Origin of the sequence: Mycobacterium sp. E802 (genome assembly GCF_001666875.1) — a bacterium.
Classification (GTDB): Bacteria; Actinomycetota; Actinomycetes; order Mycobacteriales; family Mycobacteriaceae; genus Mycobacterium.
Map to the genome: position 1 here is coordinate 99,941 of NZ_LZJD01000046.1, position 17,957 is coordinate 117,897.

Here is a 17,957-nt window from a genome sequence, read left to right on the forward strand (position 1 = left end):
TGTCGGCTATGCACCAATGCCGGTGTGTGGGCGGAAGTCAGGAGTGATCCGTATGACGGCCAAGCCGGAAGCTGTTCGGAGGCAGGAAATCAGCGACCGGGATCGACGGCAGCCACCGCCGGACGCGGTCCACCGCCTGTCTGTGGCTTTCCGGTCCACCTACCGCGCTCCGTCGGGCGACGGGTCCGGGATGGTCGCCACCGGACCGCAGCCGGTCGGTGCCGCCGACCGGCCGGTCTCCGATCTGTCTGACGCGCTCGTGGCCGCGCACCTCCAACTCGGCAGCGACCGGGCACCGGGGGAGACCAAGGTCTCGGTGTACCCGGGCGACGACGACTCCGGGCCCGCGCTGCAGATCGTCACCGAGCAGGCCGCGATGCTGGTCGATTCGGTGACGGTCTTACTGCACCGCCACGGCGTCGCCTATCCGGCGATCATGAACCCGGTGCTGCGGGTGCGTCGCGGCGCTGACGGTGAGTTGGTGGATTTCCGGCCCGCGGCCGAGGCCACCGGGAGCGACGGCGTCGACGAGTGCTGGATCCTGGTCCCGGTCAGTGGGGCGGCCGACGGCCCGGCACTCACCGAGGTGGTTCGGCTGCTGCCCGGCGTGCTGGCCGACGCCCGCCAGATCGGGCTGGACTCCGCGGCGATGGGCGCGGCGCTGCACGGCCTGGCCAACGACGTGGCCACCGACGTCGAAGGACGTTTCCCCAACACCGACCGCCGGGATGTCGCGGCACTCCTACGTTGGTTGTCCGACGGACATTTCGTGCTGCTCGGCTATCAGCAATGCGGGATCGACGACGGTAAGGCCGTGGTCGATACGGCCAGCCGGCTGGGGGTGCTCAAGCTGCGCGAGGACGTGCTGCCGCCGCTGACCGCCGAGGACGACCTGATGGTGCTGGCCCAAGCCACCCTGCCGAGCTATGTGCGGTACGGCGCCAACCCCTACATCGTCGTGGTGCGCGAAGGCGGTGCCCGGGTCCTCGAGCACCGTTTTGTCGGCCTGTTCACCGTGGCTGCGACGAACGCCAATGTGCTGGAGATCCCGCTGATCTCGCGACGGGTGGAGGAGGCGCTGGCCATGGCCCGCCGCGACCCCAGCCATCCCGGTCAGTTGCTGCGCGACATCATCCAGACGATTCCCCGCCCCGAGCTCTTCGCGCTGAGCTCCAAGCAGCTGCTGGACATGGCCCTGACCGTGGTGGACCTCGGGTCGCGTCGCCGCACCCTGTTGTTCCTGCGCGCCGATCAGCTCGCCCATTTCGTTTCCTGCCTGGTGTATCTGCCGCGCGACCGGTACACCACTGCGGTGCGGCTGGAGATGCAGGACATCCTGGTGCGCGAGCTCGGCGGTGAGAGCATCGACTACTCCGCCCGGGTTAGTGAGTCACCTTGGGCCGTCGTCCATTTCGCGGTGCGTCTGCCCGGCGGCACGTCGCCCGGCGCCGTGGACACCTCCACCGAGAACGAGAACCGGATCCAGAATCTGCTGACCGAGGCCACCCGCAACTGGGGTGACCGGCTGACCAGTGCGGCGGCCGACGCCGAGCTGAGCCGTGCCGCCGTCGAGCACTACGCCACCGCGTTCCCCGAGGACTACAAGCAGGCCGTCGCCCCGGCGGATGCGATCGCCGACATCGCGATCATCGAAGGGCTGCAAGACAACTCGGTCAAACTTGTCTTCAGTGAGAGTGACACGGCCGGGGATGGCGCACCGGCGCAACTCACCTGGTATCTGGGTGGACAGTCGGCCTCGCTGAGTGAGCTGCTGCCGATGCTGCAGTCGATGGGTGTGGTGGTGCTGGAGGAACGGCCCTACACCGTGCGTCGCGCCGACGGACTGCCGGTCTGGATCTACCAGTTCAAGGTTGCCCGACACCGCAGCATCCCCGAGTCGCCCGACGCCGCCTCCCGTGAGACCACCGCGCAGCGATTCGCCGATGCGGTTACCGCGATCTGGCACGGCTCGGTCGAGGTGGACCGCTTCAACGAACTGGTGTTGCGAGCCGACCTGACCTGGCAGCAGGTGGTGATCCTGCGCGCCTACGCGAAATACCTGCGCCAGGCCGGATTTCCGTACAGCCAGTCACACATCGAGTCGGTGCTCAACGAGAACCCGCACACCACCCGCTCGCTGGTGCAGCTGTTCGAGGCGTTGTTCGACCCGTCGGAGGACACGGCGGGATCCCGGGACGCCCAAGGGGCCGCCGCTGCGGTGGCCGCCGACATCGACGCCTTGGTGAGCCTGGACACCGACCGTGTGCTGCGGGCCTTCGCGAGCCTGATCCAGGCCACCCTGCGCACCAATTACTTTGTCCGGAAACCGGAGTCGGCTCGGCAACGCGGTGCGGTGGCGATGAAGCTGAATCCCGGGTTGATCGACGAACTGCCGCTGCCACGGCCCAAGTTCGAGATCTTCGTGTACTCGCCGCGGGTAGAGGGTGTGCACCTGCGGTTCGGGTTCGTGGCCCGCGGCGGACTGCGCTGGTCGGATCGTCGCGAGGACTTCCGCACCGAGATCCTCGGTCTGGTCAAGGCCCAGGCGGTGAAGAACGCCGTCATCGTGCCCGTCGGAGCCAAGGGCGGATTCGTGGTCAAACGGCCGCCGCAGCTCACCGGTGACGCCACCGCCGACCGCGAGGCGACCCGCGCCGAAGGGGTGGCGTGCTACCAACTTTTCATCTCCGGGCTGCTCGACGTGACCGACAACGTCGACAAGCAGACCGGCGCCGTCGTCACCCCACCGGATGTGGTGCGCCGCGACGGGGAGGATGCCTATCTGGTGGTTGCGGCCGACAAGGGCACGGCCACCTTCTCCGACATCGCCAACGAGGTCGCCAAGTCCTACGGGTTCTGGCTGGGTGACGCGTTCGCCTCGGGCGGCTCCATCGGCTACGACCACAAGGCCATGGGCATCACCGCCAAAGGGGCCTGGGAATCGGTCAAACGCCACTTCCGGGAGATGGGCGTCGACACGCAGAGTCAGGACTTCACGGTTGTCGGCGTCGGCGATATGAGCGGTGACGTGTTCGGCAACGGAATGTTGTTGTCGAAGCACATCCGGCTGATCGCCGCCTTCGACCACCGGCACATCTTTCTCGACCCCAACCCCGACGCCGCCGCGTCCTGGACAGAGCGCCAGCGGCTGTTCGAGCTGCCCCGGTCCAGCTGGGAGGATTACGACTCCGAGCTGATCAGCGAGGGCGGCGGCGTCTACAGCCGGCAGCAGAAGTCCATCCCGATCAGCCCGCAAGCGCGCGCCGCCCTCGGACTCGACGAGGACATCGAGGAACTCACGCCGCCCGCCCTGATGAAAGCGGTGCTCAAGGCGCCGGTGGACCTGCTGTGGAACGGCGGCATCGGCACCTACGTCAAGGCCGAGGCCGAGTCCGACGTCGGGGATCGTGCCAACGATCAGATTCGGGTCAACGGAAACGAGGTGCGAGCCAAGGTCATCGGCGAGGGCGGGAACCTCGGCGTGACCTCACTGGGACGTATCGAGTTCAACCTGGCCGGTGGTCGGATCAACACCGATGCCCTGGACAACTCCGCCGGTGTCGACTGTTCCGATCACGAGGTCAACATCAAGATCCTGATCGACTCGCTGGTGACGGCGGGCAAGGTCAGTCCCGAGGAACGCACCGACCTGTTGCTGTCGATGACCGACGAGGTCGGTGACCTGGTCCTGGCCGACAACAAGGATCAGAACGACCTGATGGGCACCAGCCGCGCCAACGCGCCCGGGCTGCTCTCGGTGCACGCCCGGATGATCAAGGACTTCGTCGTCAACCGCGGGCTCAACCGGGAGCTGGAGGCGCTGCCGTCGGAGAAGGAGATCCAGCGCCGTGCCGATGCCGGGATCGGTTTGACCTCACCGGAATTGGCCACACTGATGGCCCATGTCAAGCTCGCACTCAAGGACGACGTGCTGGCCAGTGACCTGCCCGACCAAGAGGTGTTCGCCTCCCGGCTGCCGCAGTATTTCCCCGAGAAGCTCCGTGAGCAGTTCACGAGTGAGATCCGTTCGCACCAGCTGCGTCGGGAGATCGTCACCACGATGCTGGTCAACGATCTCGTCGACACCAGCGGCATCAGCTATGCCTACCGGATCACCGAGGATGTCGGTGTCGGCCCAGTCGACGCACTGCGCAGTTATGTCGCCACCGACGCCATCTTCGGCATCGGCGAGGTGTGGCGCCGGATCCGGGCCGCCGGCGACGATGGGGTGCCGGTTGCGGTGACCGATCGGATGACGCTGGACCTGCGCCGGCTGGTGGACCGGGCCGGCCGCTGGCTACTGAACTACCGTCCGCAACCGCTGGCCGTCGGCGCCGAGATCAACCGGTTCGCCGCGAAGGTCGCGACCCTACGCCCGCGGATGCCCGAATGGCTGCGCGGCGACGACAAGGCCATCGTCGACAAGGAAGCCGGTGAATTCGCCTCGCAAGGGGTGCCCGAGGACCTGGCCTATGCGGTCGCGACCGGGCTGTATCAGTACAGCCTGCTCGACGTGATCGACATCTCCGACATCGTCGACCGTGACCCCGTCGAGGTGGCCGACACCTACTTCACCCTGATGGATCATCTCGGGGCCGATGGGCTGCTCACGGCGGTATCCCGACTCAGCCGGGAGGATCGCTGGCATTCCCTGGCGCGGTTGGCAATTCGTGACGACATCTACGGATCGTTGCGGGCGCTGTGCTTCGACGTGCTGGCGGTCGGGGAACCGGAGGAGACCGGTGAGGAGAAGATCTCCGAGTGGGAGCTGACCAACAACTCCCGGGTGACCCGCGCCCGCCGCACGCTGACCGAGATATACCAAGATGGTGAGCAGGATCTGGCGACGCTGTCGGTGGCCGCGCGGCAGATCCGCAGCATGACACGTACTAGTGGAACGGGAACAACTGGGTGACAGGCTTCGTAGCGCCGGTGCACGTGCGCTGGTCGGACATCGACATGTACCAGCACATCAACCACGCAACCATGGTGACCATCCTCGAAGAGGCTCGGATTCCGTTCCTGCGTGAGCCGTTCGGGCCCACCATCGACACCATCGGCCTGTTGATCGCCGACGTCAGCATCTCCTACAAGGGCCAGCTGCGGCTGGTGGACTCACCACTGCAGGTGACCATGTGGTCCAAGCGGGTGCGGGCCGTCGACTTCACCATCGGCTACGAGGTGCGGTCGGTGAACGCCGCGCCCGACTCCAAACCATCGGTGATCGGTGAAACCCAGCTGGCCGCCGTGCACATCGCCGAACAACGACTCGAACGGTTGACGGGCGAGCAACGCGCCTACCTGGAGCGCTATCTGCGATGACCGCCCCCGAGCGCGGCCTGTGGATCGAAAACCCGCGTGATCGAGACGATTTCGCGACGTTCGTGGACCGTGCCCTGCGGTTGGACAGTGCCGCGGTGGTGCGGTTGCGTGAGCGCGGCCCAGGTTCGGTGATCGCATGGGTGGCGACCGGGCTGGAGGTCCTGGCCAGCCGGGTGGTGGCCGGGCGTTTGCGCCCGGCGGATCTCTCGGCCGGCGCCGACGCCCTGGCGGCCGGCTTGTCCGGTTTGGCCGGGGGACAGGGCGGATACATCGACCCCGGCTTCCCAATGGATTCGGCCTGGCGCGGCGGACTGCCTCCCGAGGAAGGCTTCGTCCACCTCGACGACGTGCCGGCCCGGGTGATGCTCGACCTCGCGCAACAGGGCGGGGCGTTGGCCCGCGAGCACGGCAGCGCCCACGGTCCGCCGGCCTCGCTCCTGGACCAGGAGGTGATCGCAGTCAGCGCAGGCGATTTCACCGTAGGTGTGCCGATGCGTTGCGTATTCGCCTTGACCGCCATGGGTTTTCTGCCCCAGACCGGCAATCAGGTCAGCGAGCAGGAGATCGTGCGGGTCCGCGCGCACCCGTCCTGGCTGCGGATCGATGCCCGGTTCGGCTCGGTGTATCGCCGTCGCGACTCCGCCGCCCTGATCCTCGGCTGATTTCCTCGGCGAGCAGACGCAAACCCGTACCTTTTCGCGTGGAAAACTACTGGTTTGCGTCTGCTCGCGGTGAGGAATGGGGCACGATCCACACGGCGGTGTCGGGCGGGAGTAGACCGTCCACCAGTGCGCCGCTGCTCAACAGGATCTCGCCGGGCGGCAGCGCCACCGAAGCTGTGCCGGTGTTGAGCACACATATCAGGCCGCCGGCGCGCCGCACCCTCAGAAGTCCGTTCGCGCTCGTCACCTCGACCGAGGAACCACCGAATTCCGCACGGCTGGAACGTAATCCGATTGCGCTGCGGTAGAACTCCAATGTCGACGCCGGATCGGCCTGCTGACGCTGCACGGTCAGCGCTGCCCACTCGGCCGGCATCGGCAACCAGGTGTCGGCGCTCGAGGAGAACCCGAACGGCGGGGCATCGCCGGACCACGGCATCGGCACCCGACAGCCGTCACGCCCACGCTCGGTGTGACCGGAGCGTTCCCACACCGGATCCTGCAGCACCTCGTCGGGCAACTCGACATTGGGCAGCCCGAGTTCCTCGCCGTTGTAGACGAACACCGCGCCCGGCAGCGCCAACATCACCAGGGCCATCGCCCGGGCCCGGGCCAACCCGATGGCACCACCGCCGTAACGGGTGACCTCGCGCTCCACGTCGTGGTTGGACAACGTCCACGTCGGCGTCGCACCGGCCAGGTCGGCCGCGGCCATCGCGTTGAGGATCGCGTCCTGCACCTCGGCGGCGTCGAAATCTGCTTGTACCAGACGGAAATTGAAGCCGAGGTGCAACTCGTCGGGACGGAGATACTTCGCGAAGCGCTCATTGCCGTGCACCCACACCTCGCCCACGGCCACGGCGTCGGGGTAGTCATCGAGCACCGTGCGGATGAACCGGTGAATATCGTGCACGCTGTCGTTGTCGAACCGCGGGTCATCGTCACTGTTGCGCAGCAGCGCGCTGTCGGTGACAACCATGTCGGGCAATTCGGGTGGCTTGGCCATGCCGTGGGCCACGTCGATGCGGAATCCGTCGACACCGCGGTCGAGCCAGAACCGCAGCGTCTTCTCCAGGTCCTCGAACACCTCGGGGTGGTTCCAGTTGAGGTCGGGTTGGGCCGGATCGAACAGGTGCAGATACCACTGGCCGGACCGGCCGTCGGCTTCGGTGACGCGGGTCCAGGCCGGGCCGCCGAACACTGACACCCAGTTGTTCGGCGGCTTCACCCCGCCGGGGCCGCGGCCGTCACGGAAGATGTAGCGGTCGCGGCGACGCGGATCGGCCAGCGCCTCGACGAACCACGGGTGCGCCGAACTGGTGTGGTTGGGCACCAGGTCCATGGTGACGCGGATGCCGCGGGAGTGCGCGGCGTCGAGCAACCGGTCCAGCGCGGCGATGTCGCCGAACAGCGGATCGACGTCGCGGGGGTCGGCGACGTCGTAACCGTGATCGGCCATCGGCGACACCATCACCGGATTGAGCCACAGCGCGTCGACGCCGAGCGCCGCGAGGTAATCGAGCCCGGCGCTCACCCCGTCGAGATCACCGACCCCGTCACCGTTGCTGTCGGCGAACGAGCGGGGATAGACCTGGTAGAAGACCGCGTCCGCCCACCACCGGCGCATCAGAACGCCGAGTTCACCATGGAGTCCGCGGCCATGTTCAGGTAATCCAACAGCGCGCGGCGGTGCGGCTCGTCCAGTGTCGCGGAGTCGATCGACGCCACCGCGGTGTGCATGCACCGCAGCCAGGCATCGCGCTCGAGGTAACCGATCCGGAACGGCGCGTGGCGCATCCGCAACCGCGGGTGGCCCCGCTGGTCGGAGTAGGTGCGCGGGCCGCCCCAGTACTGCTCGAGGAACATGCGCAACCGCTCTTCGGCGCCGTCGATGTCGTCTTCGGGGTACAGCGGCAGCAGGATCTCGTCTTCGCGTACCAGCTGGTAAAACCGCGACACGATCGCTGCGAACGTCTCGTGGCCACCGACTTCGTCGTAGAAAGATCGCTGTACCTGAGTCACGTCGTTCATTGTGGTCCATTGTGGCCGAGCAAGCCGCCGCCGCCGGTCACTGTGGTCTGGTCACCGGGTGTTCATCCGACTGACCTGCGCACACCCGAAGAATTTTCGTGCACATCCGTCGGATCCGTGGTGGACTGTCTCCTCGGAGGCTCCATGGCGCACAGCAAAAAAAGCCATATGCGACGGACCGGCCACATCCCCGGGCCCGCGGGACCGCATGTGCCCAATCGTCCGCTCCACACCGTCGAGACCCTCCCCACCACGACTCGCGATGCCTCCCTGTGGGGGCGCCGCCGGGTACTGCTGCTCAACTCGACCTATGAACCGCTGACCGCGCTGCCGTTGCGACGCGCGGTGATCATGGTGATGTGCGGCAAGGCCGACGTGGTGCACGACGATCCGGCAGGCCCGGTCATCCACTCGGCCACCCGCACCATCGTGGTCCCGTCGGTGATCCGGCTGCGCACCTTCGTCCGGGTGCCGTATCGGGCCCGGATCCCGATGACGCGGGCCGCCCTGATGCACCGCGACCGGTTCCGGTGCGCGTACTGCGGCGGGCGGGCCGACACCGTCGACCACGTGATCCCACGAAGCCGCGGTGGCGAGCACTCCTGGGAGAACTGTGTGGCTGCCTGTGGGCCGTGCAACCACCGCAAGGCTGACCGGTTGCTGGCCGAGCTCGGGTGGAACCTGCGCTGTGTACCGATGCCGCCGAAGGGCCAGCACTGGCGGCTGCTGTCGACGATCAAAGAACTCGACCCGGCGTGGGTGCGGTATCTCGGCGAAGGGGCGGCCTGACAGCCGACTTGCTGGGCACTCTCGGCGCGTCGCGGTGGTGCGGCTGATACGGTTTGCGCGTGAGCACAGCACTTACCCATTCCCTCCTCGGAGGGGTTCCGCTGGTGTTGTTCGTGGTCCTGGCGTTGATCTACCTGCCCCGCAAGGGACCGCACCCGGATACCTACAAGATGTCCGAGCCGTGGACCCACGAGCCCATCCTGTGGGCCGCCGAGGAGCCGCAGGCCCACGGGCACGGCGGGCATGATTCCCATGGCGTGACGATCGGAGGCGGCGCAAGTGGCAAGTGGTGACATTGCGACCACGACCAAGGACGTCGAGCTGCCCTACGGCTACGCCCTGACCTACAGCGGTCGGATCTCCGGGGTCACCGAGCCCGGTGAACTGTCCGTGCACTACCCCTTCCCGACGATGGACCTCGTCGTGCTCGACGACGCTCTCAAGTACGGCTCGCGCGCGGCCAAGGCCAGGTTCGCGGTCTACATCGGCAACCTGGGCACCGACACCGCCGCCACGGCACGCGAGATCCTGGCCAAGGTGCCCACACCGAACAACGCGGTGCTGCTTGCGGTCTCACCCGACCAGCACGCGATCGAGGTGGTCTACGGCGCCGACGTCAAAGGCCGTGGCATCGAAGAGGTCGCCCCGCTGGGCGTCTCGGCGGCGGCCGCCTCCTTCAAGGAAGGCAATTTGATCGACGGTCTGATCAGCGCCGTGCGTGTGCTGTCGGCCGGCGTCTCACCCGCCTAGTCAGTTCCATCCGCACCGCGAGCGTGCGTGTCTGTTGCCGACACGCCGCTCGCGGTCGGCGTTTTACGCACGCTCGCGCCGGACGGGTCACTCCGTCAGTTGAGCTCTGATCTCCACGTACCGCGTCAGGAACGCGCGCTCGTCGAGTCGTTTGCGTCGCATCCAGGTGCTGACCTCGAAGTTGCACTTGCTGGCGTTGCACGAGGCGCAGGCCGGCACCACGTTGTCCGCGGTGTACCGACCGCCCCGCGAGATGGCCATCACGCAGTCCTTCTGGAATGGCCCCGCGGCCCTGCCGCAGTAGGCACATCCGCCCCACGCCGTCTGGATCGTCTCCCACTGATCGTCGGTGAGATCGTGGACGACGAGGTCCATCCGGCGCTTACGTTTGCGGGCAGCCCGTGCCGCGCGGGTTCTACTGACCGCCACCGGCACAGCGTATGACCGCGAGCGCGCGCAGAATGTTGCTCTGGCACGGCGTGTCGGGCAGCAGACCCGCACGCTCGCGGTGCACAGGGACCTAGCTCACGTCGAAGGCGCGGGCCCGCAAGGCGCGCTCCACCCCGGCGCGGCCCTCCACCACCAGTCGCCGCAGCGCCGGCGGCACCTCCGGATCGGACAGGAAGGCGTCGGCCGCGTCCAATCCGTTCTGGCTGATGTCCCAGGACGGGTAGAGCCCGATCACGACGGTTTGGGCGACCTCGCTGGACCGCCGGGCCCACACCCCGGAGATGGCCGCGAAGTACTGCGTGGTGAACGGCGTCAACAATTCGTTTTGGCCCGGCTGCACGAACCCGCCGACGATCGCGCGGGTGGTGATGTTGGCCAGCGCGTCGTCCTCGATGACCTGTTGCCACGCCGCGGACTTCACCTCGTCCTGAGGCCGGGCCGCCGAGGCGGCTGCGGCATGACGCTTGCCGGCCGCCGTCGGGTCGTTCTCGGCTTCGGCGTCGATGAACGGCGTTTCGGGGCCGTCGGCATCGACCTGACCGGATCGGGCCAGCGCGGTGACGATCCGCCAGCGCAGATCGGTGTCGATCACCAGGCCGGGCAGGTTCACCGCGGCAGGTTCGTTGTCGAGCAGCGTCGACAGCACGGCGACGTGATTCGGTGACAGCACCGAGGCGCACAGCGCGTTGACGAACGCGAGTTGGTGATCCGAGCCCGCGGCGGCCCGGCCGGCCAGATCGAGCAGCGCATCCGCGAAGGCCGGCCAACCGGTTTCTCTGGCCCACTCCGGGTCGGCGTAGGAGCCCAGCGCGGTCTGTGCCTGCATCAGAAGCCGCTGTGCTACCCCGACCTCGGTTTCGGCGTGCACGCCGCCCATCACCAGCGCCACGAAGTCGCGGGCTTTCATCTCGGCCTCGCGGGTCATCTCCCACGCGGCCGACCAGGCGAGGGTGCGGGGGAGGGGATCGGCGATGTCGGCGATGCGGGACAGCACCGTCGACAGCGAGGCCGGGTCCAGCCGCAGCGAGCAGTAGGTCAGGTCGTCGTCGTTGACCAGAACCAGCTTTCCGCGCGAAAGGCCAACGAGCGCAGGAACATCCGTCAAGGGGCCCTCGACGTCGAGTTCTTCGCGATGTACCCGGACGAGCTTGCCCGAGCCGGCCGGATCGTCGTCGTAGATACCAACCGCCAGTCGGTGCACGCGGGTCTCTCCGGCGCCGGGCGCCGCGCCCGACTGCGCGATGGCGAACCGGGTGAACGTGCCCGCTTCGTCGGTGTCGAAGTCGGCCCGCAGGGTGTTCAAACCTGTTGTCTTGAGCCATTGTTGGCCCCAGCCGGACAGGTCGCGGCCGGACGCTTTCTCCAAGGCCCCGAGCAGGTCGCCGAATGTGGCGTTGCCGAAGGCGTGGTCGCGGAAGTAGTCCCGCAGGCCGGCCAGGAACTCCTCCAGGCCGACGTAGGCCACGAGCTGCTTCAAAACGCTTGCGCCCTTGGCGTAGGTGATGCCGTCGAAGTTCACCTCGACAGCGGCGAGATCCGGGATGTCGGCGGCCACCGGGTGGGTCGAGGGCAGCTGGTCCTGGCGGTAGGCCCAGGACTTCTCCACATTGGCGAAAGTCGTCCAGGCCGTGTCGTATTCGGTGGCCTCGGCCTGGCACAGTACCGAGGCGAACGTCGCGAAGGACTCGTTGAGCCAGAGGTCATCCCACCACTGCATGGTGACCAAGTCGCCGAACCACATGTGCGCCATCTCGTGCAGGACGGTCTCGGCGCGGCGCTCGTAGGAGGCCCGGGTCACCTTGGAGCGGAAGACGTAATCCTCGAGGAACGTGACCGCGCCGGCGTTCTCCATGGCGCCCGCGTTGAACTCCGGCACGAACAACTGGTCGTACTTGCCGAAGGCGTAGGGCACGCCGAAGTTGTTGTGGTAGAAGCCGAAACCTTGTTTGGTCTCGGTGAACAGCCGCTCGGCATCCATGAACTCGGCCAGCGAGGCCCGGCAGAAGATGCCCAGCGGGATCTCGCCGTGGGCGTCGGAATACGTGTCGCGCCACACCGCATACGGTCCGGCGATCAGCGCCGCCAGGTAGGTGCTCATCTTCGGCGTGGTGGCGAAGGTGTGCATGGTCACCGCACCGGCACGCTCGGCCGATACCGTGGCCCCGTTGGAGATCACCTGCCAATGCGCGGGCGCGGTCACCTGGACGTCGAACGTCGCCTTGAGGTCAGGCTGGTCGAAGCAGGTGAACATCCGCTTGGCATCGGCGGTCTCGAACTGTGAATAGAGGTAGACCTCGTTGTCGACCGGGTCGACGAAACGGTGCAGACCTTCGCCGGTGTTCGAGTAGAGGCAGTCCGCATCGACCACGAGCACGTTCTGCGCGGCCAGTCCGGTCAGTGCGATGCCGGTGGATTCGTCGTAGGCCGAGACGTCCAGCGCCTTGCCGTTGAGGGTCGCACTGTGGATCTTGTCGGCCGCCAGGTCGATGAAGGTCTCGGCGCCGGCCAGGGCATCGAACGTCACGGTCGTCGTGGACCGGAAGGTGCGCTCGCCGGGATTGCCGTTGCCGGAACCGTCCGTGAGGTCCAGGACGACGCGGTAGTTGTCGACGGTGATCAGGGCTGCGCGCTCGACGGCCTGATCGCGGGTGAGATTGGGAAGTGCCACCCGTCCAACCTAGTGGCTGGACGGCCGCGGGACCCGGGCTACTGGGGGAAGCCGGCCAGGCCGGCCAGTCCGTTCAGTGCGCCCAGGTTGTTCAGGATGGATCCGTCGCTGATCGACGACATCATCTGCGGGCAGTACATCTGGATGGCGATCCCGGTGAAGAACGAGGCCATCTGGGGCGACATGCCGCCGTCGCCACGCATCTGGGAGGCCACGGACGCGAAATCCTTACCGGGCTCGACCAGCATGGGGCAGACGTCTTGGCCCATCTGGACGGCGGCGCCGGGATCGCCGTAGCCGACGCCGGCGTCGTTCAGCGCGGTCAGGAACGAGTTGTCGGTCGGGTCGATCGGGACCGGAGGAGCCGGATCGGCCTGTGCGGGGACAGCCAACGCCAGTGCGGCGGCGACGGCCCCTGCGGTGGTCAGTAGAGCGCGAACGGCCATATCAAAGCTCCTCAGCTATCACGCAGAACTCTTGGGGCGCTCTGCTCACTTTGGCCACAGTTGTTGACCAGGGTCACAGGAACAACACGGTTCGGTAAAAGTTCGCGCACTATGCGTTTCCTGTGTCGCTGTCGTGACGTGTACGTGCAAGTAGACACCGAGACGACAGCGTTGTCGAAAAGGTTGACGAAATGGTTGTCGGAACAACGCCGGGAATAGTTACCGGAGATCGGGAACATGTCGGCGAGGGTGCACAGTTGTGCTGAACGCAGTTGTGCCGTGAACCACATCGAGAGGACGTATTGATGGCTCAGAAAGATGTAGCCGGTTTCTGGTTCGACCCGCTGTGCCCGTGGTGCTGGATCACGTCGCGATGGATCCTGGAGGTCCAGAAGGTGCGCGACATCGACGTGCAGTTCCACGTGATGAGCCTCGCGGTCCTCAACGAAGGCCGGGACCTGCCCGAGAACTACCAGGAACTGATGAAGCGGGCCTGGGGTCCGGTGCGCGTCGCGATCGCTGCCGAGCAGCTCAAAGGCCCGGAGATCCTGAGCCCCCTCTACACCGCGATGGGCGTGCGAATTCACAACCAGGACAACAAGGACCTCGATCAGGTCATCGCACAGGCCCTCGAGGAGGTCGGGCTGCCCGCAGAGTTGGCCGAGGCGGCCACCACCGACAAATACGACGAGGCGCTGCGCACGAGCCACCATGCCGGCATGGACGCCGTCGGCGAGGACGTCGGCACCCCGACCATCCACGTCAACGGTGTGGCGTTCTTCGGTCCGGTGCTCTCCAAGATCCCGCGCGGCGAAGAGGCCGGCAAGCTGTGGGACGCATCGGTGACGTTCGCGTCGTACCCGCATTTCTGGGAGCTCAAGCGGACCCGCACCGAGCGCCCCGAGTTCGACTGAGGCGAAGTGTGCCAAGGTTCGTCTGCGAGAATGGCCGGCATGCGCGTCTACCTCGGTGCCGACCACGCCGGCTACGAACTCAAGCAAGCGATCCTTGAGCACCTCACCAAGAACGGCCACGAGCCGGTGGACTGCGGCGCCTTCAGCTACGACGCCGAGGACGACTACCCGGCGTTCTGTATCGCGGCCGCCGTCAAGACCGTCGCCGACCCGGGCAGCCTGGGCATCGTGCTCGGCGGCTCGGGCAACGGTGAGCAGATCGCGGCGAACAAGGTCCCCGGTGCCCGGTGCGCCCTGGCCTGGAGCGTCGAAACCGCCGAATTGGCCCGCCAGCACAACAACGCGCAGTTGATCGGCATCGGTGGCCGCATGCACAGCACCGAAGAGGCGCTGGCCATCGTCGACGCGTTCCTGGCCACCCCGTGGTCGGAAGCCGAGCGGCACCAGCGCCGGATCGACATCCTGGCCGCCTACGAGAAGGACCACGTGGCCCCGCCGGTTCCCGGCGCCTGACCGTGCCCGAAGGGCACACCCTGCACCGCCTGGCCCGGCTGCACCAGAAGAGGTTCGGCCGGGCGCCGGTGGCGGTGTCCAGTCCCCAAGGCCGCTTCGCCGACGGTGCGGCCGCGGTGAATGGGCACATTTTCACGAAGGCCTCGGCCTGGGGCAAGCACCTGTTCCACCACTACGACGGTGGCCGGGTGGTACACATCCACCTCGGCCTGTACGGAACCTTCACCGAAGCGCCGGTCCCGCTGGGCGTACCGGTGGGGCAGGTGCGGATGCGGATCGTGGGTGCCGAGTACGGCACCGACCTGCGCGGCCCGACCCGCTGTGAAGTGATCGCCGAGCCCGAGATTGCCGACGTGGTGGCCCGCCTCGGTCCCGACCCGTTGCGCAAGGACGCCGATCCGGCGTTGGCGTGGGCGCGAATCAGCAAGTCCCGCCGGTCGATTGGCGCGTTGTTGATGGACCAGTCAGTGATCGCCGGGGTCGGCAACGTGTACCGCAGCGAGCTGCTGTTCCGCCACCACATCGATCCCTACCGACTCGGTACGCAGATGGGGGAGGCCGAGTTCGCCGACATGTGGGCCGATCTCGTGGCGCTGATGAACGTCGGGGTACGGCGCGGCAAGATCGTCGTCATCCGTCCCGAACACGATCACGGTGCCCCGTCCTACGGTCCTGGCCGGCCCCGCACGTATGTCTATCGCCGCGCCGGCGAGGCCTGCCGGGTGTGCGGCGCAGCGGTTCGCACCGCAGAACTGGAGGGCCGCAACCTGTTCTGGTGTCCCGGCTGCCAGGTCTGACTGCGCGGCCACGACGACGGCACGGGACAATCGTCGGGTGGAATTGATCCTCGTCGTCGTCGGAGCCATTCTCGTCACCGCAATCGCACATCGGCGCGGGATGGAACCCGCACTGATCATCGTGGTGATCGGCAGCGCGGTATCGTTCCTCCCCGGCTTCGAACCCCCCGAACTGGATTCGCACATCCTGCTGACGGTGGTGCTGCCACCGCTGCTGTATTCGGCGGCGCTGGACTTCTCGTTCCCCACCTTCTTCCGCAACATCCGCCCGATCCTGGGTCTCGGTGTCGGCTTGGTCGTCGTGACGGCCTTCGCGGTGGCCGCGGTGTCGTCGTGGTTGGTGTTGGTGCCGTTGACGTTCGGGTTGGCGTTGGTGCTGGGCGCCATCGTGGCGCCACCCGACGCCGTCACCGCCGTCGCGGTGGGACGCAAGCTCGGCCTGCCCAAGCGGGTCATGGCCATCCTCACCGGCGAGAGCCTGATCAACGACGCGGCCGCGCTGACCCTGTTCTCCATCGCCGTAGCCCAAGTGGCCGGCAGCCACACTTTCATCGAGAATCCGTTTCTGTTGTTCGGGTATAGCGCCACGGTCGGGCCGTTGGTCGGTGCGCTGTTGGGCTATGTGACGTTGTGGATCCGCAAGCACCTGGACAACCCGGGACTGGAAACCGTGCAGGGACTGGTGGTTCCGTTCGCCGCGTTCATCACCGCCGAGGAGTTCCATGCCTCCGGTGTGCTGGCAGTGGTGGTGGCGGGCTTCGTCGTGGGCAACGGGGCGATGGGTGCCGGCTACCAGACGCGCCTGCAGGAACGCTATGTCTGGAATTCGGTGGACGTGCTGCTGGAAGCGTTCGTGTTCGCCTACATCGGGCTGCATCTGCGTTTCGTGCTGCAGGATCTCAACGAGGCCCACGAATCGTTGGCGGTGGTCGCCGTGGCCTCGATCATCGTCCTGCTGATCGTGTTGGTGATCCGCCCGCTGTCGGTGTTCCTGATGTTCGGACGCAACAAGCTGTCCAGCCACGTGGAGAGCAAGTTCTCCACCCCCGGTACGCGTACGCGAAAACCCAAGGCGCGCTGGCGCAGAATGATCGACCGCCGCTCGCTCAGCTGGCGGGAGAACGTCGTGGTGTCCTGGACCGGGATGCGCGGCGTGGTGACCCTGGCCGCGGCTGCCGCGATCCCGGTCACCACCGCCTCAGGCGAACCGTTTCCCGAACGCGCCACGATCCAGGCCATCGCCTTCGCGGTGAGCGTGGGCACCCTGTTGATCCAGGGCTGGACACTGCCGTTGCTGATCCGTCAGCTCAACCTGTCGCGGTTCTGTGACGACCACGCCGCGGACCGGGCAGAGGAGATCAAGGCCGAGCAAGTGGTACATGACGCGGCCGACGAGGTGCTCGACGCGTTCGAGGCCGACCCTCCCGAAGGCCTGGATCCCGGTGTGGTGACCGAGATTCGCGCGGTGATCGCACGGCATTCCCAGGACGCCGACGAGATGCCCGATCCTGAAGCACTGACCAAACGGGCCGCGGTGTTCTCGGGTCTCTATCGCGATGTACTCGCGGCCCAACGGGGCGCGTTGATCGCCGAGCGTGACGAGGGCCGGATCGAGGATGAGGCGGTGCGGGCCATGTTGGAGCGTCTCGATCTGCAGGAGGCCGGCGTGTCGGCGCGACTGGAGAGCCGCCTCTAGCCCTCACGCGAACAGACGCAAACCGGTACCTGTTCGCATGAAAATGTCAGGGTTTGCGTCTGCTCGGCAGGGGTCAGAAGCCGCCGAAATCTCCACCGAAATCGCCGAAACCACCGTCGTCGAACCCGCCGCCGTCCCAGCCGCCGGCGTCGGTACCACCCCAGTCGCCGCCGGCGTCACCGCCGTCCTGGCCCGCGGCGAAACCGTCGGAATAGCCGTCACCGTAACCACTTTCGAAGCCCTGGGCGCCGTAGTCGACTCCGTGCATGCCCGAGAACAACGCGTCGAACAGCAGCACTGAACCCAGGCCCCACGCGCCGGCCACCAGAGCCGGCTTCCACCATGGTTCGGAATACCAGCCGGCGGGCACCGGCCGTCCGGCCACCCGGCCGCCGGGGTAGTAGTTCGGCGTGCGTTGCGAGGGCGTGGGGGAGGCCTCGATCTCGCGGCCCTCGAAGTTGATCCGCCGGTCCTCGGTGACGGCGCCGGCCGAGCGCTGCCCGCTCAACGACTCCAGCTCCGGACCCGGATCCATGCCCATCGCGGTGCGGGCCGCGCGCACGTAGTACAGCCCCTCGATGGCGCTCTCCTTGGCCAGCGCAGCCTGCTTGACCGTGGTGGCCTGATCGATCTGCGACGACGCTGCGGTGTAGCGCTCGGAGGCATCGGCCATGGCCTGCTTGGACGCATCGTCGGAGCCGGTGAGGTTGAGCACCTGCCCGCCGAGACGCTCGATCAGCCGGCGGGCATCAGCTTTGGCGTCGGCCAGTGACTCCGCGGAACGGCGGCTGTTCGCCTGCGACGAGCTGTAGACAGCGAACGCGATCGCGGCGATGACGAGGACGATGAGGACCAGCAAGACGCCGTTCATGGGACCCAGCGTACCGACGGGAAATGCCGAAACCCGGTCTGAAGAGCG

At 67.0% G+C, this 17,957-nt stretch carries 16 protein-coding genes; 10 read left to right on the plus strand and 6 right to left on the minus strand.

What is annotated here, in order from left to right:
- Positions 1–52: 52 nt before the first annotated feature.
- The 3 genes from A5699_RS06845 to A5699_RS06855 are packed head-to-tail and all read left to right on the plus strand — an operon-like array spanning position 53 to position 5,984.
- Positions 53–4,915 (plus strand): NAD-glutamate dehydrogenase, encoded by a 4,863-nt coding sequence (locus A5699_RS06845; RefSeq protein ID WP_082957605.1) that lies wholly within the window; start codon positions 53–55, stop codon positions 4,913–4,915.
- Between the two features lie 44 nt (positions 4,916–4,959).
- Positions 4,960–5,322, plus strand: coding sequence for a thioesterase family protein (locus tag A5699_RS06850; RefSeq protein ID WP_067767501.1), 363 nt, complete (start codon positions 4,960–4,962; stop codon positions 5,320–5,322).
- Entirely contained in the window at positions 5,319–5,984 is a 666-nt protein-coding gene (locus A5699_RS06855) for a hypothetical protein (protein ID WP_067767299.1), read from the plus strand. The genes A5699_RS06850 and A5699_RS06855 overlap by 4 nt, the downstream gene beginning before the upstream one ends.
- 46 nt (positions 5,985–6,030) lie before the next feature.
- Here the strand turns inward: A5699_RS06855 and A5699_RS06860 are convergent, their stop codons facing one another.
- Together A5699_RS06860 and A5699_RS06865 are read right to left on the minus strand one after the other, a co-directional pair.
- Positions 6,031–7,611: a glycoside hydrolase family 13 protein gene (locus tag A5699_RS06860; RefSeq protein ID WP_067767302.1), complete on the minus strand. Its 1,581-nt coding sequence runs from the start codon at positions 7,609–7,611 to the stop codon at positions 6,031–6,033.
- A complete protein-coding gene (locus A5699_RS06865; RefSeq protein WP_067767304.1) occupies positions 7,611–8,015 on the minus strand; it encodes a globin in 405 nt (134 codons plus the stop codon). Before A5699_RS06865 ends, A5699_RS06860 begins: the two co-directional genes overlap by 1 nt.
- 144 nt (positions 8,016–8,159) lie before the next feature.
- On the opposite strand from A5699_RS06865, the gene A5699_RS06870 reads away from it, so the two are divergent.
- Genes A5699_RS06870 through A5699_RS06880 form a run of 3 tightly spaced genes read left to right on the plus strand, consistent with a single transcriptional unit; the run spans position 8,160 to position 9,554 of the window.
- Positions 8,160–8,804, plus strand: coding sequence for an HNH endonuclease (locus tag A5699_RS06870; protein ID WP_067767306.1), 645 nt, complete (start codon positions 8,160–8,162; stop codon positions 8,802–8,804).
- A 59-nt stretch (positions 8,805–8,863) separates the two neighbouring features.
- On the plus strand, positions 8,864–9,097 hold the full coding sequence (locus A5699_RS06875) for a hypothetical protein (protein WP_067767309.1): 234 nt from the start codon (positions 8,864–8,866) through the stop codon (positions 9,095–9,097).
- Entirely contained in the window at positions 9,084–9,554 is a 471-nt protein-coding gene (locus A5699_RS06880) for a DUF5130 domain-containing protein (protein WP_067767312.1), read from the plus strand. Before A5699_RS06875 ends, A5699_RS06880 begins: the two co-directional genes overlap by 14 nt.
- 87 nt (positions 9,555–9,641) lie before the next feature.
- Here the strand turns inward: A5699_RS06880 and A5699_RS06885 are convergent, their stop codons facing one another.
- The 3 genes from A5699_RS06885 to A5699_RS06895 all read right to left on the minus strand — a co-directional run bounded on the left by A5699_RS06885 (position 9,642) and on the right by A5699_RS06895 (position 13,118).
- A complete protein-coding gene (locus tag A5699_RS06885; protein ID WP_082957611.1) occupies positions 9,642–9,983 on the minus strand; it encodes an HNH endonuclease in 342 nt (113 codons plus the stop codon).
- Positions 9,984–10,074: 91 nt separating this feature from the next.
- The gene (pepN, locus tag A5699_RS06890; RefSeq protein WP_067767315.1) at positions 10,075–12,672 is read right to left on the minus strand and encodes an aminopeptidase N; all 2,598 of its coding nucleotides are present in this window, start codon (positions 12,670–12,672) and stop codon (positions 10,075–10,077) included.
- 38 nt (positions 12,673–12,710) lie between these two features.
- On the minus strand, positions 12,711–13,118 hold the full coding sequence (locus A5699_RS06895) for a DUF732 domain-containing protein (RefSeq protein WP_067767317.1): 408 nt from the start codon (positions 13,116–13,118) through the stop codon (positions 12,711–12,713).
- 305 nt (positions 13,119–13,423) lie between these two features.
- Between A5699_RS06895 and A5699_RS06900 the strand changes: the two genes are divergently transcribed.
- The 4 genes from A5699_RS06900 to A5699_RS06915 are packed head-to-tail and all read left to right on the plus strand — an operon-like array spanning position 13,424 to position 17,038.
- The gene (locus tag A5699_RS06900; RefSeq protein WP_067767321.1) at positions 13,424–14,032 is read left to right on the plus strand and encodes a DsbA family protein; all 609 of its coding nucleotides are present in this window, start codon (positions 13,424–13,426) and stop codon (positions 14,030–14,032) included.
- 39 nt (positions 14,033–14,071) lie between these two features.
- Positions 14,072–14,545: a ribose-5-phosphate isomerase gene (locus tag A5699_RS06905; RefSeq protein WP_067767507.1), complete on the plus strand. Its 474-nt coding sequence runs from the start codon at positions 14,072–14,074 to the stop codon at positions 14,543–14,545.
- Between the two features lie 2 nt (positions 14,546–14,547).
- Complete coding sequence (locus A5699_RS06910; RefSeq protein ID WP_067767324.1) at positions 14,548–15,342, plus strand: Fpg/Nei family DNA glycosylase; 795 nt, start codon at positions 14,548–14,550, stop codon at positions 15,340–15,342.
- 37 nt (positions 15,343–15,379) lie between these two features.
- Positions 15,380–17,038, plus strand: a complete 1,659-nt coding sequence (locus A5699_RS06915) for a sodium:proton antiporter (protein WP_067767327.1) — start codon at positions 15,380–15,382, stop codon at positions 17,036–17,038.
- 73 nt (positions 17,039–17,111) lie between these two features.
- On the opposite strand, the gene A5699_RS06920 is transcribed toward A5699_RS06915, so the two are convergent.
- Positions 17,112–17,909 (minus strand): hypothetical protein, encoded by a 798-nt coding sequence (locus A5699_RS06920; RefSeq protein WP_067767330.1) that lies wholly within the window; start codon positions 17,907–17,909, stop codon positions 17,112–17,114.
- Positions 17,910–17,957: the final 48 nt, after the last annotated feature.